A 15,130-nucleotide genomic window follows, 5' to 3' on the forward strand; every position below is an offset into this window, starting at 1 on the left:
GGAAAATAATAATGGATAAGAAAGGCTTAAAGTTCTCATATCATCCAAAGATTCTAACAAGTGCGGTAACCGCTTTATGCACAGGATTGGTAGCAAGTAGCGTAAGTCAGGCCAGTGATATTGATATTTATCAAAAAGCAAAAGCTGGTGATATTACTTTAATGTTTGTATTAGATATTTCGGGTTCTATGGGGTATCCACAGCTTCAAAGTGATGCTGGTGCATGTGATATTCCAAGTAATGTTGTACAAACAGGTTACAATAGCGTGTTGTCTAGTAATGGTGTTGCAGAATATAAGCGCTATTATTGCACTGCAACTGCTCCAACTTATTATTATATGAAGTCTGGGACATCTTGGTATAGCTGTGGTAATTCAAGTTCAAAAAGTGATTGTATAACTAAGTTAAAGAGTCAGCCTTCTACCAGTGGCTTGACCTCAATGTCTTCAAACTATAATACTTATTACTATAAGGCTGGCCCAGATACTCAATATCCTGACCGTATTACTCGTGTAAAAGATGGCATGATTGATTTGCTTAACGGAAATGCTAGTAAAGGAATTTTACCTGTTTCGGATGATAAATTAATTGGTCTCACAACCTTCTCTCGTCCAACACAATTTAATAGTGCTGGTGAGCCGACCTCAGCAGACAATTTAAGAGGCCAAGTCCGTATTCTTGCTCGACGTTTGGATGCAGTGGTAAATGGTAAAACCCAAAGAAGAATATTAATAGAAGAAATTGCAAAACTTGGCGCTAGAGGTGGTACGCCTACAGCTAACGCTTATGCAGAGGCTGCGGCCTCCTTAATGGGTACGACCACTCAAGGGTTAAGTAATAGTGGTTTTGACTATGCTGGTGCAGGTGCGACCAGTGGTACAAATTATGTACGTCCCGATAGTATTATTAAACAAATGACAGGAGCTACTACACAGTGTAGTGGTCAAGGTATTTATGTTTTAACTGATGGTGATCCAAATGGAAACTCTTCAGCATCAGGATTAATGACGAAAGCTTTAAGCGGCAAAACATTTGCTTGTACAGATAGTGATACAGGTTGGAATTGTATTCAGCAGTTTTCACAATTTTTACTAAATAATGGCAGTAATCCTGTTGGATTAAAGATTAAGACTGCTGTTGTTGGCTTTGGAAGTAATTTTAATATTATTCCATCTTTTAATAGATCGCTTTCTTTAGAAGAAAACTTGGCAAATATTAATAACTCTAATGCATCAGCAAATCAAAAAGAAGCTGCGAAATGGGGTGTCAATGCAAGTGGTGGTTGGTATTCTGGTTCAAGCTCTCAAGATGTTGTAAGCAGTGTAAATGCATTCCTTGGAGATTTAGGGTCTGAGATTCCAGCTGTAACTACGGGCTCACCTACGATTCCTAAAGATAGTCTTAACCCTGCTGTATTACAAAAGCAAGCTTATTTTCCTCAGTTCCAACCTACCCCAGATAAAAACTATCAACTTTGGGCGGGTAATCTCAAAAAATATGCAGTGGTTAATGGGATTTTAAAAGACCGTGATAATAATACTTTAATTAGTACAGCAACTGCTACAAAAGGACAAATTCTTCCAAATCGTGATTTTTGGGCATATATCGATAATGACAGTACGAATGATAATTCTGACTCTAATACACCTGGAAGTAATAGTTACACCTTAAAAGGAGGTGCATGGTCACAGTTACTCCTAACAATGAATCAAACAACACAAGAAAATCGTAATCTGTTGACGAATAGAAGTGCAGATGGTTCAACGACAACAACTCTAAGACAAATTAAAAAGTCCGATTTAACAGATACGACTTACCAAACTGATGGAAAACGTGGTTATTTAATGGCGTTGCTTGGGTATCCAATGACTGTGACTCAAGCAAAGGATCCTGATGATTTAGTTCTTAATGCCACATCGTCCACAGCTTTAAGACAGATTGGTGCGTTAATGCATTCCTCACCCCTATTAATTACCAATAGTGGTCAAATTACATATACAAATGGCGCAATTGATACTCAAAATCGTGAAGACTATGTCTTATTTGGCACAACACAAGGGCTTTTACATATAGTCAAGGCTGGCAAAAATGATAGTACTTCTGTGGATAGTAGTGGCGGAAAAGAGGTATTCACCTTTGTTCCAAATGAGATGATCGAAAAACAACCCGAAGCATTTTTGAAAAACGATGCCATGAATGGAGGAGTCGATCAATTATATTATGGTATTGATGGACCTTGGGCTAGTTATACTCAGTATGTATTAGATAGTAGTCGAAAAGGATTAACTGTCGGTAAAGGTTACGGTTCTCAAGAAGGTAAGCAGATCGTATATGGCGGTTTGCGAATGGGTGGGCGTAGTTATTATGCACTCAATTTGCAAGATATGAGTAATCCAAAGTTACTGTTCCAAATATCCCCTGATGAACAAAAAACCTATTATAACGGTTCAAGTAACACTTATGCTGCACTAGATAATATGGGTCAAAGTTGGTCTAAACCTAGTATTGGTTGGGTAAATTGGAAGAAAAGTGATGGTAAAACTACTGAACGTAAACGAGTAATGTTTGTTGGCGGTGGTTATGATGAAGGCTATGAGAGTGATACCTATAACCCTAGCATTAGCAAGGGTGCAGGTGTATACATGTTTGACGCTGATAACGGTAAGCTGCTTTGGTGGGCTAGTGCTAAAGCGACTACAGCTCAAGGTGCTGAAGCTTATACTCAATCCGATAATTTAAAATATAGCGTAGTGAGCGAGATTCGTACTGAAGACCGAAATGGCGATGGTTTGATTGATCATCTTTATTTTGGTGATCTAGGTGGACAACTATTCCGTATCGATTTAGATAATACTGTGGCAACAAATGCAAGCTTTGCCAAGCCACCAAAATTGTTATTGAATTTAAATAATGGTGCGGCTAGTCCACGTTTTTATGAAATGCCTGCATTTTCAGTTTATGACTATAATGGCACAACGTTTGCTGTTGTTTCTATTGGTAGTGGTAATCGTAGTAAACCCTTAGCTCAGTATGCATCGGGCCAAGGTTATAATTATGATGCGGTATATAATATTTACGATAAAGATGTAGCAGATAGAAATTTATATAAAGCCGATTTCGTATATCAGACTCCTATCACAAATACTAATCAATTGGGGGAAATTACTAATTCAAACTGGAATACTTATGATGATGGTGCAGTCGCTTTACTTTCTGCTACCCGTGGATGGTTCTATCGATTTAAGTCAGCCAATATTCAAGATGCTAAAGTTTTTTCAACACCAATCGTATTAAATCGCCGTATGTTTGTTTCTACTTTTGATGGTGGAAAAGCAGGTATGTCTGGAGATTGTGGAGCAGGAGTAAAAGGAGAAAGCTTTTTAACTCAGTTCTGTATGCCATTTGGACAATGTAGTAAATCTCAACTGACTGAAGATAATGATAGGATGCAGTGCGCGCCAGGGTCGGATTGTTCACAAGGTGCTGGTATTCAAGATACTGCGGTGGTAGATGATGGTGGTGATGGTGGTGGTGATGGTGGTGGTGATGGTGGTGGCGAAAGTACCAATAATAAAAACTATTGTGTAAATATGGGGAATCGCGGTGTCACCACTATCGGCGGTATTATTGCCTCGAATAGTAGTAAAATGTGTTTGATACCACAGCGCTGGTATGTCCGTTAGGAAGGAATGGGTGATGAAACGTAAATTCACGTATTCTTTGGGCTTCACTCTTATTGAGCTAATGGTTGTGGTAGTGATAGTTGCTATTTTTGCAGCAGTTGCAATACCTTCATACCAAGCCTATGTTCTGAGAGCTGATGCTTCACGTGCACAACAGCAAATGCAACAAGTCGCAGTGCAACTCAATCGTCATAAATCTAGAAATTTTAATTATAAAGGTTTCTCTACAGGGGCTACAGCACCAGTAATTTTACCTGTTGGAGCAACTGGTAGCGCTATTAAATATAAAATAACGGTACGAGATGGTGACGATACAACGAAAACCTTAACGGATACTTCGGTTTTAGGGCAAAACTGGGTTATTCGTGCAGAGGCTTCCGACCCTAATAATTTTACTTTTTTATTTAGTAGTAGCGGATTACGTTGTAAGAATAAAGCCACTAGCAATGTTACTTATATAACTTGCGGTACTGGAGCTGAGCCATGGTAAATAAAATAAAAGGTTTTACCTTAATTGAGTTAATGATTACTGTGGCAATTATTACGATTTTAGCAGCGATAGCTTATCCATCTTATCAGGAACATATTCGTCGTACCAAACGTGTAGAAATGCAAGCTACTTTGCAGCAGATTGCAATGCAAATTCAACGTTACAAGATCGCAAATTTTAAAGTGATAGGAGCAACAAGTTCTGATTTAAATATTGCAACATCTTATCCAATACAAGGCACACCTCTTTATACGGTAAATTTGACTCCAGTGACCGCAGGAGCTTTAAATGCGGAAACATGGGTATTGACTGCGACACCAATTGTAAATACTTCACAGACTGGCGATGGGGATATCGTTTTAAATTATCGTGGTGAGCGTTGCTGGACAAAGGGAACCGATATTAACAGTGGTACGGCTTGTGTTCCTTCTACAACTTCGAATTGGGATGGTAAATAATTTTAAATTCAAAACTGCGGATAACTCAAAATTTAATCTTTCTTTCATGGTGAAAATCACGTAGAATGTTGCCCTCTATGAAAGGGGTTTGAAGTGCTGCCGATGGTCGGCGCAGGGATAATCCGTAAGAATTATAAGGCTTTTATCATGGTTGTTATTCGTTTAGCACGTGGCGGCGCAAAAAAACGTCCATTCTATCAAATCGTTGTGACTGATAGTCGCAATGCACGTGATGGTCGTTTCATCGAGCGTATCGGTTTCTTTAACCCGACTGCACAAGGTCAAGCAGAAAAACTTCGTTTAGATGCAGACCGTTTTGCTCACTGGGTTTCTCAAGGTGCTCAACCTTCTGAACGTGTTGCTTCTTTAGCTGCTCAAGCTAAAAAAGCTACTGCATAATTTTTTTGTAGTAGGTAACCCATGACATCAACACAGAATGTTCCCGAAGATCGTATTCAGATTGGACAGTTACGTTCAGCTTATGGATTGAATGGGTGGCTCTGGGTGTATTCAAATACAGAACCCATGAGCAATATGTTTGACTACCTGCCTTGGTACATTGAGACCAAGGCCGGTTGGCAAACAATAGATGTAAAACGTTGGAAACCACATGGCAAAGGCCTAGTTGTTGCTTTGAAGGGTGTGAGTGATCGCACTGGAGCAGAAAACTTGGTTGGCGCTAATATCTGGATTGCTAAGTCTCAACTGCCAAAAGCAGATGTAGATGAGTACTACTGGTCAGATTTAAAAGGCTTAACAGTGTTTGGTCTGGATGATGAAGAACAGGAAGTAAACTTAGGTAAAATTCATGAGTTGTTTGAAACTGGAGCTAATGATGTGATGGTGGTACATGCTACCCCAGACAGTATTGATTCAGAAGAACGCATGATTCCTTGGCATAAAGATGTAGTACAACGTGTTGATCTTGAAGCTGGTCGTATTTACGTCAATTGGGGCGTAGATTATTAATCCTTTTAGGATTAATACAGCAGGAAAATAGAGGAGTCTGTGATGTTTTTTGCAGTCATTACGCTTTTTCCTGAAATGTTTGAAGCGATTACAGCCTACGGCATCAGCGGACGTGCGGCAAAACGGGATATTGTACAAGTCACTTGTATTAATCCTCGTGATTTTGCTGAGGGAAACTATAGAAGAGTGGATGAACGTCCATTTGGTGGTGGCCCTGGGATGGTGATGATGGCTGAGCCTTTGGCGAAAGCAATTAACCATGCTAAACAGCTTGCCTCACAAGCAGGACATGTTCATGTTCCTGTAGTGTATATGTCTCCACAAGGCAAAACCTTAAATGAACAGGCAGTACAGCAGTTTGTTGATTACGACGGCTTAATTGTACTGTGTGGACGTTATGAAGGAGTGGATGAACGTTTGATCCAGCAATATGTTGATCAGGAATGGTCAATTGGTGATTATGTTTTATCTGGTGGTGAACTGCCCGCTATGGTGTTACTTGACAGTATTATTCGCCGTTTGCCGAATGTAATGTCAGATGAACAGTCAGCAGTACAAGATTCTTTTGTTGATGGTCTTTTAGATTGTCCACAATATACAAAGCCAGACCATTTTGAGGGGCTGGATGTGCCAGAAGTTTTAAAATCTGGACATCATGGCAATATCGAAAAATGGCGCTTTTTGCAGCGGTATCAACGAACTTTAGAACGTCGACCAGAGTTGGCTGAAAAAGTAGAGTTGAATAAGCAGCAGAAAAAATGGCTAAAAGATGCGCAAGGGAGTGGTGGTAATTCTTAACCGCTATTCTCAGGAACGAAAGTTCTGCAAAAATACGAGAAGCAATGCTTCGAGTTAAAGCATGATTCTATTTAATGAATAGTTTTATGTATATTCTAAGGCTCTTTATAGACATATTGTCATAAAGGGAAAGATAAACGGGTTGATATGCGTTTTAGCCTCTATCCCCAGCGGAACCTCAGACCTCTTCTGACTCCGCACATATTGGAGATTCCCACAATGAGTGGTAAACATCCTTTAGTTCAAATTATTGAAAATGCACAGTTAAAAACTGATATTCCTGCTTTTGCTCCTGGTGACACTGTTATTGTCCAAGTTAAAGTAAAAGAAGGTGAGCGTGAGCGTCTTCAAGCATTTGAAGGTGTTGTAATCGCGAAGAAAAACCGTGGTTTAAACTCTGCATTTACAGTTCGTAAAATTTCTAGCGGTGTTGGTGTTGAGCGTGTATTCCAAACTCACTCTCCAATCGTTGCTAAAATCGAAGTGAAACGTCGTGGTGACGTTCGTCGTGCTAAACTTTACTACCTCCGTGAGTTGTCTGGTAAAGCTGCACGTATTCGTGAAAAATTACCAGCTCGTAAAGCGTAAGCTTATACCGAGTAAAAAAATGCGCCTTTTGGCGCATTTTTTTTGTTTAAAAATTATAGTCCTTGAAGTTTTAATCGGTTTGCATGTTGACGGTAAACCGAGACAGGATCTGAAGCAAAAATAGAGCGTATCCCAAGCACTTGGTTCACCTCATCTAAATGATTCCAGTTGTAATCATCACGAATGGTTTTACCAAATTTGGCGCTGCATCGTGAAACAAGCCCATCATTATCACCAAACGGATCGACTACTAGACTACTGCCTGTAAGGGCAATATCAAATGGATCTAATGGATTTGTTAAAGCTTTATTTCCTGAGAAAGAATACATATAAATGCCTTTGTCTTGATATGCCCCCTCACCACAAGAAGTAGTTGGCATACCCATAGGAAATTGAACATTAAACTGAGCTGAACCTTTAGTTGATAAACTATGAGCACCTGCTAAAGAGTCGTGCGGATAGCTTGTCGGATCTAGACCTCCTGCCCAAGTAATTGCTGCTGAAAACCAGTTTACTAAGGTTGCCACGCCTGCAAGAGGAGTACCCTCGACATTCAGGATGACATCTGCCATTGGTGATCCCTTATGAGGTGCGCCAATCGTAGTGAGTGATGCTACTTTTTCTGGCATGATACCAGCCACATAGCGAATTGTTGGGCCCCCGTGGCTATGACCGATTAAATTGACCTTGGGCTTACCAGTAATGGCAATAATTTCTTCAACTTGCTGTGCAAGTTGTTCTCCACGCACTTCTGTTGAGTTAAATGGTGAGACTCTTGTTGCCCAGACATTTCCTCCATTACGAGCAAGATCAGGAAGAATTTGGTACCAATAATCGAGACCAAGCGTATCTGTTCCAACTCGGCTAAAGCCTGCCATACCATGGTTAAAAACCATTGGATATTTTGTTTGTGCGTAAGATGAATATACGAACGAGCTTTTAACTTGTTCAGCATTTGTTGCATGGGCCGCTGAAATACTCAGTCCTGAGAGCATTGCAGCGCAGAAAAACATTAACTTCCTTTTCATTTTTTACTCACTATTTTTATTTTGTATGAAAAGCAGCTTCTTACTGCTAGTGAATGTTAGCCAGTTCCCAAAAAGGAAAGGCTTAGTAATTAAATGGCAGTTCACCTCCCTGATCATGGACCGTTTCAAAAGTTCGAAGTCTTAGTTGTTCTTGTGATGAATTGAATTGTTGTTGACGTAACTGCTGAATCGCTTGGTTTTTGGCGCTATCGCTCATGTTACTTTTAATAATTTCATCTCGACTATCGAGGTAACTGGTGACCCTTTGTTGCCAAGCATTACGCTGTGTATCTAAAGTTTCTAATCTTTGAGTCGCTTCAGCTCCAACAAGTGTTGTACGCATTTGCCGAAGTTCTTCTGCTGAACCATTGCGTGCTTTAATTTGTTTGGTCAGTGTATGTAAATCATCAAGTTTGGAGAGTTCTTGTAGGTTGTGTTGCCAGTCTTCTGGAAGTTCTTCAAAACGCTCTTTAAGCTTTCGTGCTTTTTCAATTTCGCTTAAAGAAGAGTCCTCAAGTATCTGCATTCGATCTAGTGTGTAGTTCTGATAGATATCTTCGCTCGAAAAAAGCCCTTCAATTTCAGAGGCCGAAAAAAAGCGTTTTCTTATATCTTGGATCGAGTTAAAAATCTTTTGAAAATAATTTTTATCTTGTTGTTTTGCTGAAGGTGCTTGGATTTGAGCAAGCTGTTCACGATATTTTAAATAACGCGTCCATAAATCCATAATCTGTGAGCGAGCTGGCTCTAGATATTGTCCTTGAATAAATTTCCCAAAGTGAATTTTGATTTGTTCTAAATCATTTTCCCCATATTGGGTAATAAAATATTCAAAGCAGTCACGGGTTTGACTATTCACGACCAAATGTTGGGAACTATCAATTTTTAATTGGCAGTTAACTTCTGTGTCTTGCTGACTTTTACTATGGTACGCATCTTCGTTTAGCGATGAATGATCTGTATGAAGAGATGATGCTAAGTTTTGAGCTTTACTTTCACTCATCTGAGCTGATGTGTTTTTTGAGTCAGGACTTAACCAATATACACATGCAATGAGGCCCAAAATAAAAAATCCGAGCACACACCACAATACCTTCTTCTGCATCCCTTGCATAAAGATATCTTCCTTAAGTTTTAAATTGTTGTTTTTTTACTCGATTATTAATGTGCCATAAAATAAGTGAAAAGGCACCTAAATATTGTGAAAATATCTTGCCGAATTTGCTAACATGTCGGCACTTTTTTCTAGCTTTGTGTTCCAGTAAAAATGACGACAAAAAATCAAAAAATTTCTCGTCGCCATATCAGTGGTGTATTTCTATTAAATAAACCATTAGGGCTCAGTTCAAATGCGGCTTTGCAAAAAGTGCGTTGGTTATATCGCGCCCAAAAAGCAGGTCATACAGGAGCTTTAGATCCTTTGGCGACAGGGTTGCTTCCTATTTGTTTAGGAGAGGCTACCAAGTTCTCACATTATTTGCTGGACTCAACAAAGCGCTACCAAACCACTGTTCGGTTGGGGCAAACCACAACGACAGGTGATGTGGAAGGGGAGATTCTACAAGAACGCCCTGTTCCTGTTCTGAACCGAGAGCTTATTGAACAAACCCTAGAAAAATTTAGAGGTGATATTCAACAAGTTCCGCCAATGTACTCTGCTTTGAAAAAAGAAGGCAGACCGTTATATGAGCTTGCTAGAAAAGGTATCGAGATTGAGCGTGAAGCACGTCCAATCACGATTTATGCCTTGGAGCTCATTGAATTTACCGAAAATAGTATCACTCTGGATGTAACTTGTTCTAAAGGAACATACATTCGTGTATTAGGTGAAGATATTGGCGAAGCACTTGGTTGTGGTGGGCATTTAACGATGCTGAACCGGACTCAAACAGGACATTTTGAGCTTATTCCGAGTTATACCATTGAATATCTGGAAAGTCTGACAGAAGAGCAAAGAGAAGCTTTGTTACTTCCAGTTTATGCTCCAGTTGACCATTTCTTAAAAATTCAGGTTCCAGAAGGGCGTGAAAAATATTTTTGCAACGGTTTAGAAAGCAATATTGAGCATTCTGCAGAAGCAGAAGTTTTAGTTTTTTCGGAAGAGCGCTGTCTAGGTTTAGCCGAGATTACCGATAAAAAACGGTTGGTACCTAAACGTATCTTAAATTTGTAGTAGATGTAGAGTATAGAGCATGGGTATGGAATGGGATGTTATCCTGAGTTTGATCTTTTTTGCGTTTACTGCGGGAGCAATTGATGCTGCTGTGGGAGGCGGTGGACTCATCCAGATTCCCGGGATCATGAGCACTTTTCCTAACATGTCGACTGCTACGGTGATTGGTACCAATAAAGTCTCATCCATTTTTGGTACGGCATCGGCAGCTTATACATTTGCTAAAAAAGTAAAATTGCAATGGAAGCTTTTAGCAGTTATTGCCATTTGTGCTCTGATTAGCTCTTTTGCTGGAGCAGCTTGTCTATCGCTTATTCCTCAATCGGTATTACGTCCTTTCGTGTTCGTGATGTTGATTGTGATTGCCGTTTATACGCTAGTTAAAAAGAACTTCGGACAGGTTCACACTGAGCAAAAAATTACCAATAAAATGTTGATTTTAGCCGCTATAGGTAGTTTAGCGATTGGTTTTTATGACGGTATTTTTGGCCCGGGTACAGGTAGTTTCTTTATTTTCTTCTTTATCCGTTTTTTACAAGTTGATTTCTTGCATGCTTCAGCTTTGTCAAAAATCGGTAACTTTATGACGAACTTAGCTGCCTTGAGTTTCCTCATTCCGACAGGTCACGCGATTTTGCATATTGGCTTAATGATGGCAGTAGCGAATGTATTGGGTTCTATTATTGGGGTGCGTACCGCACTTAAATACGGTAGTGGTTTTGTCCGTATTATCTTTTTAATTTTAGTCAGTGTTTTAATTTGTCGTTTGGGCTATCAACTGTTTGTAACAGGCTAAATATTTCGAAAAGTATGAACTGATCAGGAGAAGAAGTTCATACTTTTTGTGTCGGCATTTAAAATCATAAATATAAAAATAATTACAGAAGTTTACTAGAAAGAAAACTGTGTAAAAAATAGTCTCATTTTAAGCTACTTAAACATTATAAATTTCAACGTATGATAAACCTTGAAATAAAAAAGATTTTTTAGCTAAAAAATGAGGAAGAGAATGAATATTTTCGAAGCATTAAGAGAAAGCCATGAAAATCAACGAAACCTTTCTGAACAATTAGTTCAGACACATGGTTTAACCGAAGAAAGAAAAGAATTATTTGATGCATTAAAAAACGAACTTTATGCTCATTCTGTTGCCGAAGACCGTTATTTATATATCCCTTTAATGTTTGATGATGTTGGTTTAGATATTACGAGACATGCTTTATCTGAGCACCATGAAATGGATGAGTTGGTCGAACAGCTCGAAAAAACAGATATGAGTAGCCCAAGCTGGTTAGCAACCGCCAAACAGTTGAGTGAAAAAGTCCATCATCATTTAAAAGAAGAAGAGCATAAATTTTTTCAACAGGCGGGAAAAATTCTTAAAGACAGTGAAAAAGAAACGCTTGGTAATAAATATTTAAAGGAATATAAAAAGTATAAAAAGCAGCAATAGTATTTAACTACGCTACTTTTTTAGTACTTCTTAAAGTAACCCCAATCGACGCTAGCATTACACAAGCTAAAGCCACCCATTGCAGCATACTGATTTCTTCGTGAAGTAATAAGAAACCCGTTAATGCTGCCAATGCTGGGGCTAAACTCGTGAGGGTACCGTAAGTTAATTTATTAAGTTGTTTGAGTGCCATCAAATCAAGAGCGTATGGAATAGCGGTCGCTAAAATAGCAATAAGTAATGCTTTACCCCAGTACTGCGTCTCAAGTAATGCGGGAGCATTATGCCAGATACCAATGGGTAATAAGGTCAGTGCAGATAATCCAATTCCGATAGTCAAAGCATGCATACCGATATTCTGGGTCACAACTTTCTGACCAAAATAAATATAGAAGGCCCAGCAAAATCCAGCACCTAGCGCACATGCAGCACCTACATAGGAAAAGTGGTGTTGCGTTGGATCTTGCCAAGGTACCATCAGTGCAATACCTAACATGGCAAGTGCGACCCAAATGTAGTCACTCTTTTGTTTAATAGAAAGTAGAGCAAGACCTAATGGTCCAATAAATTCTAAGCCAACTGCAATGCCTTGAGGTAATTTTCCAAGCGACGTATAAAATAAAATATTCATGAGACCTAAAGACGCACAGTACATCAATAAATCACGCCATTTTAAATAGGGTAAACGCGACCAGATTTTCCACGAACGGAACATGATAGCGACAATAACCGATGCAAAGCTCAGCCTTAAAATTGTAACGGTCAGAGGGTCTAATATTGCAATGAGCTGCTTAGCAAATGAAGCACTGATTTGATATGAGACCATCGACAGAATCATATAGAGCACAGCAATAATAGGAATATTCTGCATGGAAAATACCCGAGGGCCTCATCTAATATTATTTAAAATAACAATGTTCAATTATAGCGAATACCATGTTCCAACTCGCAGGTTGAGTCGATTTAACTGACTGTTTTTTCACGTTCCTGACGTGCTTTTTGGGTGGTTATAGTACAACCGACGGAAGCTGCAATAATTGTTGCGAGTGCCAGCCATTGATTCCATAACAAATATTCGCCTAAAAAGATAAAGCCAGAAAGTGCAGCAACTGCGGGTTCTAGGCTCATCAATGTTCCAAAACTTAAAGGCGTTAAATTACGTAGTGCTAGCATTTCTAAAGAGAATGGTAATGCACTGGCTAAAATTGCTAAGCCAATAAAATAAAAAAGATAGGGGAGCTCTATAACTTGGCCCATTGACCCTGAAAAAAAAGTAATTGGTAGCAATACACATGCGCCTACAGTCATTCCTAAACACACAGTGTGGTTACCTGAAATGCCAGAAGGTTTTTGACCTGCAATAATATAAAGTGCCCAGCATGCACCCGCACTAACTGCAAATAATACTCCGATCCAATCCAGACTATGAGCTTGATTGAAAGGGAAAAGTAAAATGAGGCCAATAATCGCGAAACTGACCCAGACAAAATCATATTTTTGGCGTGCGTGATATAAGGCTACACTTAAGGGACCAATAAATTCAAAAGCGACGGCAATACCAATTGGTAATCGCTCAATTGACAGATAAAAAAGTGCATTCATTCCGGCAAGAGCAAATCCATAAGCCAAGATCGCTTTCCAACGAACCTGACTAAAATTAATTCGCCAAATTTGGAAAATAAAGGCAAGAATCATTGCACCTAAACATAGGCGCATTGCGGAGACAGTGAGCACAGGAAAGTTCTGAAACAGAATTTTAGCTAAAGATGCACTGCTTTGTACGCTTAGCATGGCGAGAATGAGAAAGCCCAAAGCATGTAGCTGAGATTTCTGGTTCGAACTGGACATTTTATTATTTGATCGATTGGTATACTTTTCACATGATAATGTAAATGCCCATAAAAAAGCCACAGACAATGCTGTGGCTTTTAAATTTACAGTTCGTATTAGAACAATACGCGAACGCGAATTGTGCCTTCAACTTCATGCAACATATCTAAAGCTTCGTGAGAAGCAGAAGCGTCAACGTCCATTACAAGGTAACCAATGTCACCTTTAGTCATGAGTGATTGACCAGAAATGTTGATGCCTTGCTCAGCAAACAAGTTGTTGATTTTAGACAATACGCCCGGTACGTTTTTGTGGATGTGCAATAAACGGTGTTGGCCAGCAGTAAGTGGTAACGCGATTTCTGGGAAGTTCACCGCAGAAAGCGTCATACCCTTGTCTGAGTAAGCAACAAATTTCTCTGCAACTTCTAAACCGATGTTTGCTTGCGCTTCCATGGTTGAACCGCCAACGTGAGGAGTCAAAATCACATTGTCTAAGCCACGAAGTGGAGAAACAAACTCTTCACCATTTGCTTTTGGTTCTTTAGGGAATACGTCAACCGCTGCACCAGCAATATGACCAGACTTGATTGCATCTGCTAAATCTTCAATCACTACACATGTACCACGTGCAGCATTTAGGAAGATTGCGCCTTCTTTCATTTTTGCAAATTGTGCTTTAGTGAAGAAGTTACGTGTAGATGGAACATCAGGCACATGTAATGTAACTACATCAGCAGTCGCTAAGAGTTCGTCTAACGAACCAACTTGGCGAGCATTACCCATTGGTAATTTAGTCACTGCATCGTAATAAATCACATGCATACCTAAGCTTTCAGCAAGAACAGAAAGCTGAGAACCGATGGAACCGTAACCTACAATACCTAAAGTTTTGCCACGAGTTTCGAAAGAACCGACAGCAGACTTATCCCAACCACCACGATGACAAGCCGCCGATTTTTCAGGAACACGGCGAAGAAGAAGAATCGTTTGAGCAAGTACAAGTTCTGCAACCGAACGCGTATTTGAATACGGTGCGTTAAATACAGGAATACCACGTGCCATTGCTGCTTTAAGATCAACTTGGTTTGTTCCGATACAGAAACAGCCCACTGCGATCAATTTATTTGCAGCTTCGAAAACTTCTTCAGTCAATTGGGTACGCGAACGAATACCAATAAAGTGAGCATCTTTAACTGCTTCTTTTAGCGCTTCGCCTTCAAGAGCAGTTTTGCGATAGTCAATATTGGTGTAACCCGCAGCGTTTAAAGTATCGACTGCGTTTTGGTGAACGCCTTCTAACAAAAGGAAACGGATTTTATCTTTAGGTAGTGAAAGATGTTGGCTCATTACGGCTCCGCTACAAAGGCCAAATTTGGTGGCGGTATAATAACATAATGGGCGGTGCTATAGATATTTCGTTTGCGCCATCGTCTTATGGCAATTTTATCTATGACTAATCACTTCTATTTATGGCTTGTTGACAGTTTCAAAATGTGCTTGTCATTTTAACTTAAAAAATATTGTTGCTTTAAAGAACCATAAAAAGTCATTTATGAAGGTTAAACATGTTTTGTAGTGACAGTATCTCTATTCTGAACTTTATCGCTTGTGCGGTTACATGTAGAATATAGCTTATGGCTTTGCTCAGTTGAAAACTC

Annotated in this window: 15 protein-coding genes; 10 read left to right on the plus strand and 5 right to left on the minus strand. The window is 39.5% G+C overall.

Annotated features, from left to right (window positions below):
* The first annotated feature begins 11 nt into the window (after positions 1-11).
* The 7 genes from MKL38_RS11835 (at position 12) to rplS (ending at position 6,986) form a co-directional block, all read left to right on the plus strand.
* Positions 12-3,683, plus strand: coding sequence for a PilC/PilY family type IV pilus protein (locus MKL38_RS11835; RefSeq protein WP_270903354.1), 3,672 nt, complete (start codon positions 12-14; stop codon positions 3,681-3,683).
* A 13-nt stretch (positions 3,684-3,696) separates the two neighbouring features.
* The gene (locus tag MKL38_RS11840; protein ID WP_270903355.1) at positions 3,697-4,173 is read left to right on the plus strand and encodes a type IV pilin protein; all 477 of its coding nucleotides are present in this window, start codon (positions 3,697-3,699) and stop codon (positions 4,171-4,173) included.
* Entirely contained in the window at positions 4,167-4,631 is a 465-nt protein-coding gene (locus MKL38_RS11845; protein WP_270903356.1) for a type IV pilin protein, read from the plus strand. The genes MKL38_RS11840 and MKL38_RS11845 overlap by 7 nt, the downstream gene beginning before the upstream one ends.
* 147 nt (positions 4,632-4,778) lie before the next feature.
* Positions 4,779-5,030, plus strand: coding sequence for a 30S ribosomal protein S16 (gene rpsP, locus MKL38_RS11850; protein WP_000260334.1), 252 nt, complete (start codon positions 4,779-4,781; stop codon positions 5,028-5,030).
* Positions 5,031-5,051: 21 nt separating this feature from the next.
* Positions 5,052-5,600, plus strand: a complete 549-nt coding sequence (gene rimM, locus MKL38_RS11855; protein WP_009392005.1) for a ribosome maturation factor RimM — start codon at positions 5,052-5,054, stop codon at positions 5,598-5,600.
* Positions 5,601-5,642: 42 nt separating this feature from the next.
* Positions 5,643-6,398 carry a tRNA (guanosine(37)-N1)-methyltransferase TrmD gene (gene trmD, locus MKL38_RS11860; protein WP_005038328.1) on the plus strand — a complete coding sequence of 252 codons (756 nt, stop codon included), beginning with the start codon at positions 5,643-5,645 and terminating at the stop codon, positions 6,396-6,398.
* A gap of 219 nt (positions 6,399-6,617) precedes the next feature.
* Positions 6,618-6,986 (plus strand): 50S ribosomal protein L19, encoded by a 369-nt coding sequence (rplS, locus tag MKL38_RS11865; protein WP_209831819.1) that lies wholly within the window; start codon positions 6,618-6,620, stop codon positions 6,984-6,986.
* Between the two features lie 53 nt (positions 6,987-7,039).
* On the opposite strand, the gene MKL38_RS11870 is transcribed toward rplS, so the two are convergent.
* Complete coding sequence (locus MKL38_RS11870; protein ID WP_209831886.1) at positions 7,040-7,981, minus strand: lipase family alpha/beta hydrolase; 942 nt, start codon at positions 7,979-7,981, stop codon at positions 7,040-7,042.
* A gap of 115 nt (positions 7,982-8,096) precedes the next feature.
* Positions 8,097-9,128, minus strand: coding sequence for a lipase secretion chaperone (locus tag MKL38_RS11875; RefSeq protein WP_270903357.1), 1,032 nt, complete (start codon positions 9,126-9,128; stop codon positions 8,097-8,099).
* Between the two features lie 153 nt (positions 9,129-9,281).
* Here MKL38_RS11875 and truB point away from each other — a divergent pair, with 153 nt between their 5' ends.
* From truB to MKL38_RS11890, 3 genes are all read left to right on the plus strand, one after another.
* Complete coding sequence (gene truB / locus MKL38_RS11880) at positions 9,282-10,187, plus strand: tRNA pseudouridine(55) synthase TruB (RefSeq protein ID WP_004639671.1); 906 nt, start codon at positions 9,282-9,284, stop codon at positions 10,185-10,187.
* A 19-nt stretch (positions 10,188-10,206) separates the two neighbouring features.
* Positions 10,207-10,983, plus strand: coding sequence for a sulfite exporter TauE/SafE family protein (locus tag MKL38_RS11885; RefSeq protein WP_270903358.1), 777 nt, complete (start codon positions 10,207-10,209; stop codon positions 10,981-10,983).
* Positions 10,984-11,196: 213 nt separating this feature from the next.
* Complete coding sequence (locus MKL38_RS11890; RefSeq protein WP_003653765.1) at positions 11,197-11,640, plus strand: hemerythrin domain-containing protein; 444 nt, start codon at positions 11,197-11,199, stop codon at positions 11,638-11,640.
* A gap of 7 nt (positions 11,641-11,647) precedes the next feature.
* Here MKL38_RS11890 and MKL38_RS11895 read toward each other — a convergent pair whose 3' ends face one another.
* From MKL38_RS11895 to serA, 3 genes are all read right to left on the minus strand, one after another.
* On the minus strand, positions 11,648-12,511 hold the full coding sequence (locus MKL38_RS11895; protein WP_017390970.1) for an EamA family transporter: 864 nt from the start codon (positions 12,509-12,511) through the stop codon (positions 11,648-11,650).
* A gap of 92 nt (positions 12,512-12,603) precedes the next feature.
* Positions 12,604-13,488 (minus strand): EamA family transporter, encoded by an 885-nt coding sequence (locus tag MKL38_RS11900; protein WP_198078151.1) that lies wholly within the window; start codon positions 13,486-13,488, stop codon positions 12,604-12,606.
* Between the two features lie 98 nt (positions 13,489-13,586).
* Complete coding sequence (serA, locus tag MKL38_RS11905) at positions 13,587-14,819, minus strand: phosphoglycerate dehydrogenase (RefSeq protein ID WP_003653762.1); 1,233 nt, start codon at positions 14,817-14,819, stop codon at positions 13,587-13,589.
* Positions 14,820-15,130 lie beyond the last annotated feature (311 nt).

The sequence above is a fragment of the Acinetobacter sp. AOR14_HL genome, from assembly GCF_027855175.1.
Classification (GTDB): domain Bacteria; phylum Pseudomonadota; class Gammaproteobacteria; order Pseudomonadales; family Moraxellaceae; genus Acinetobacter; species Acinetobacter calcoaceticus.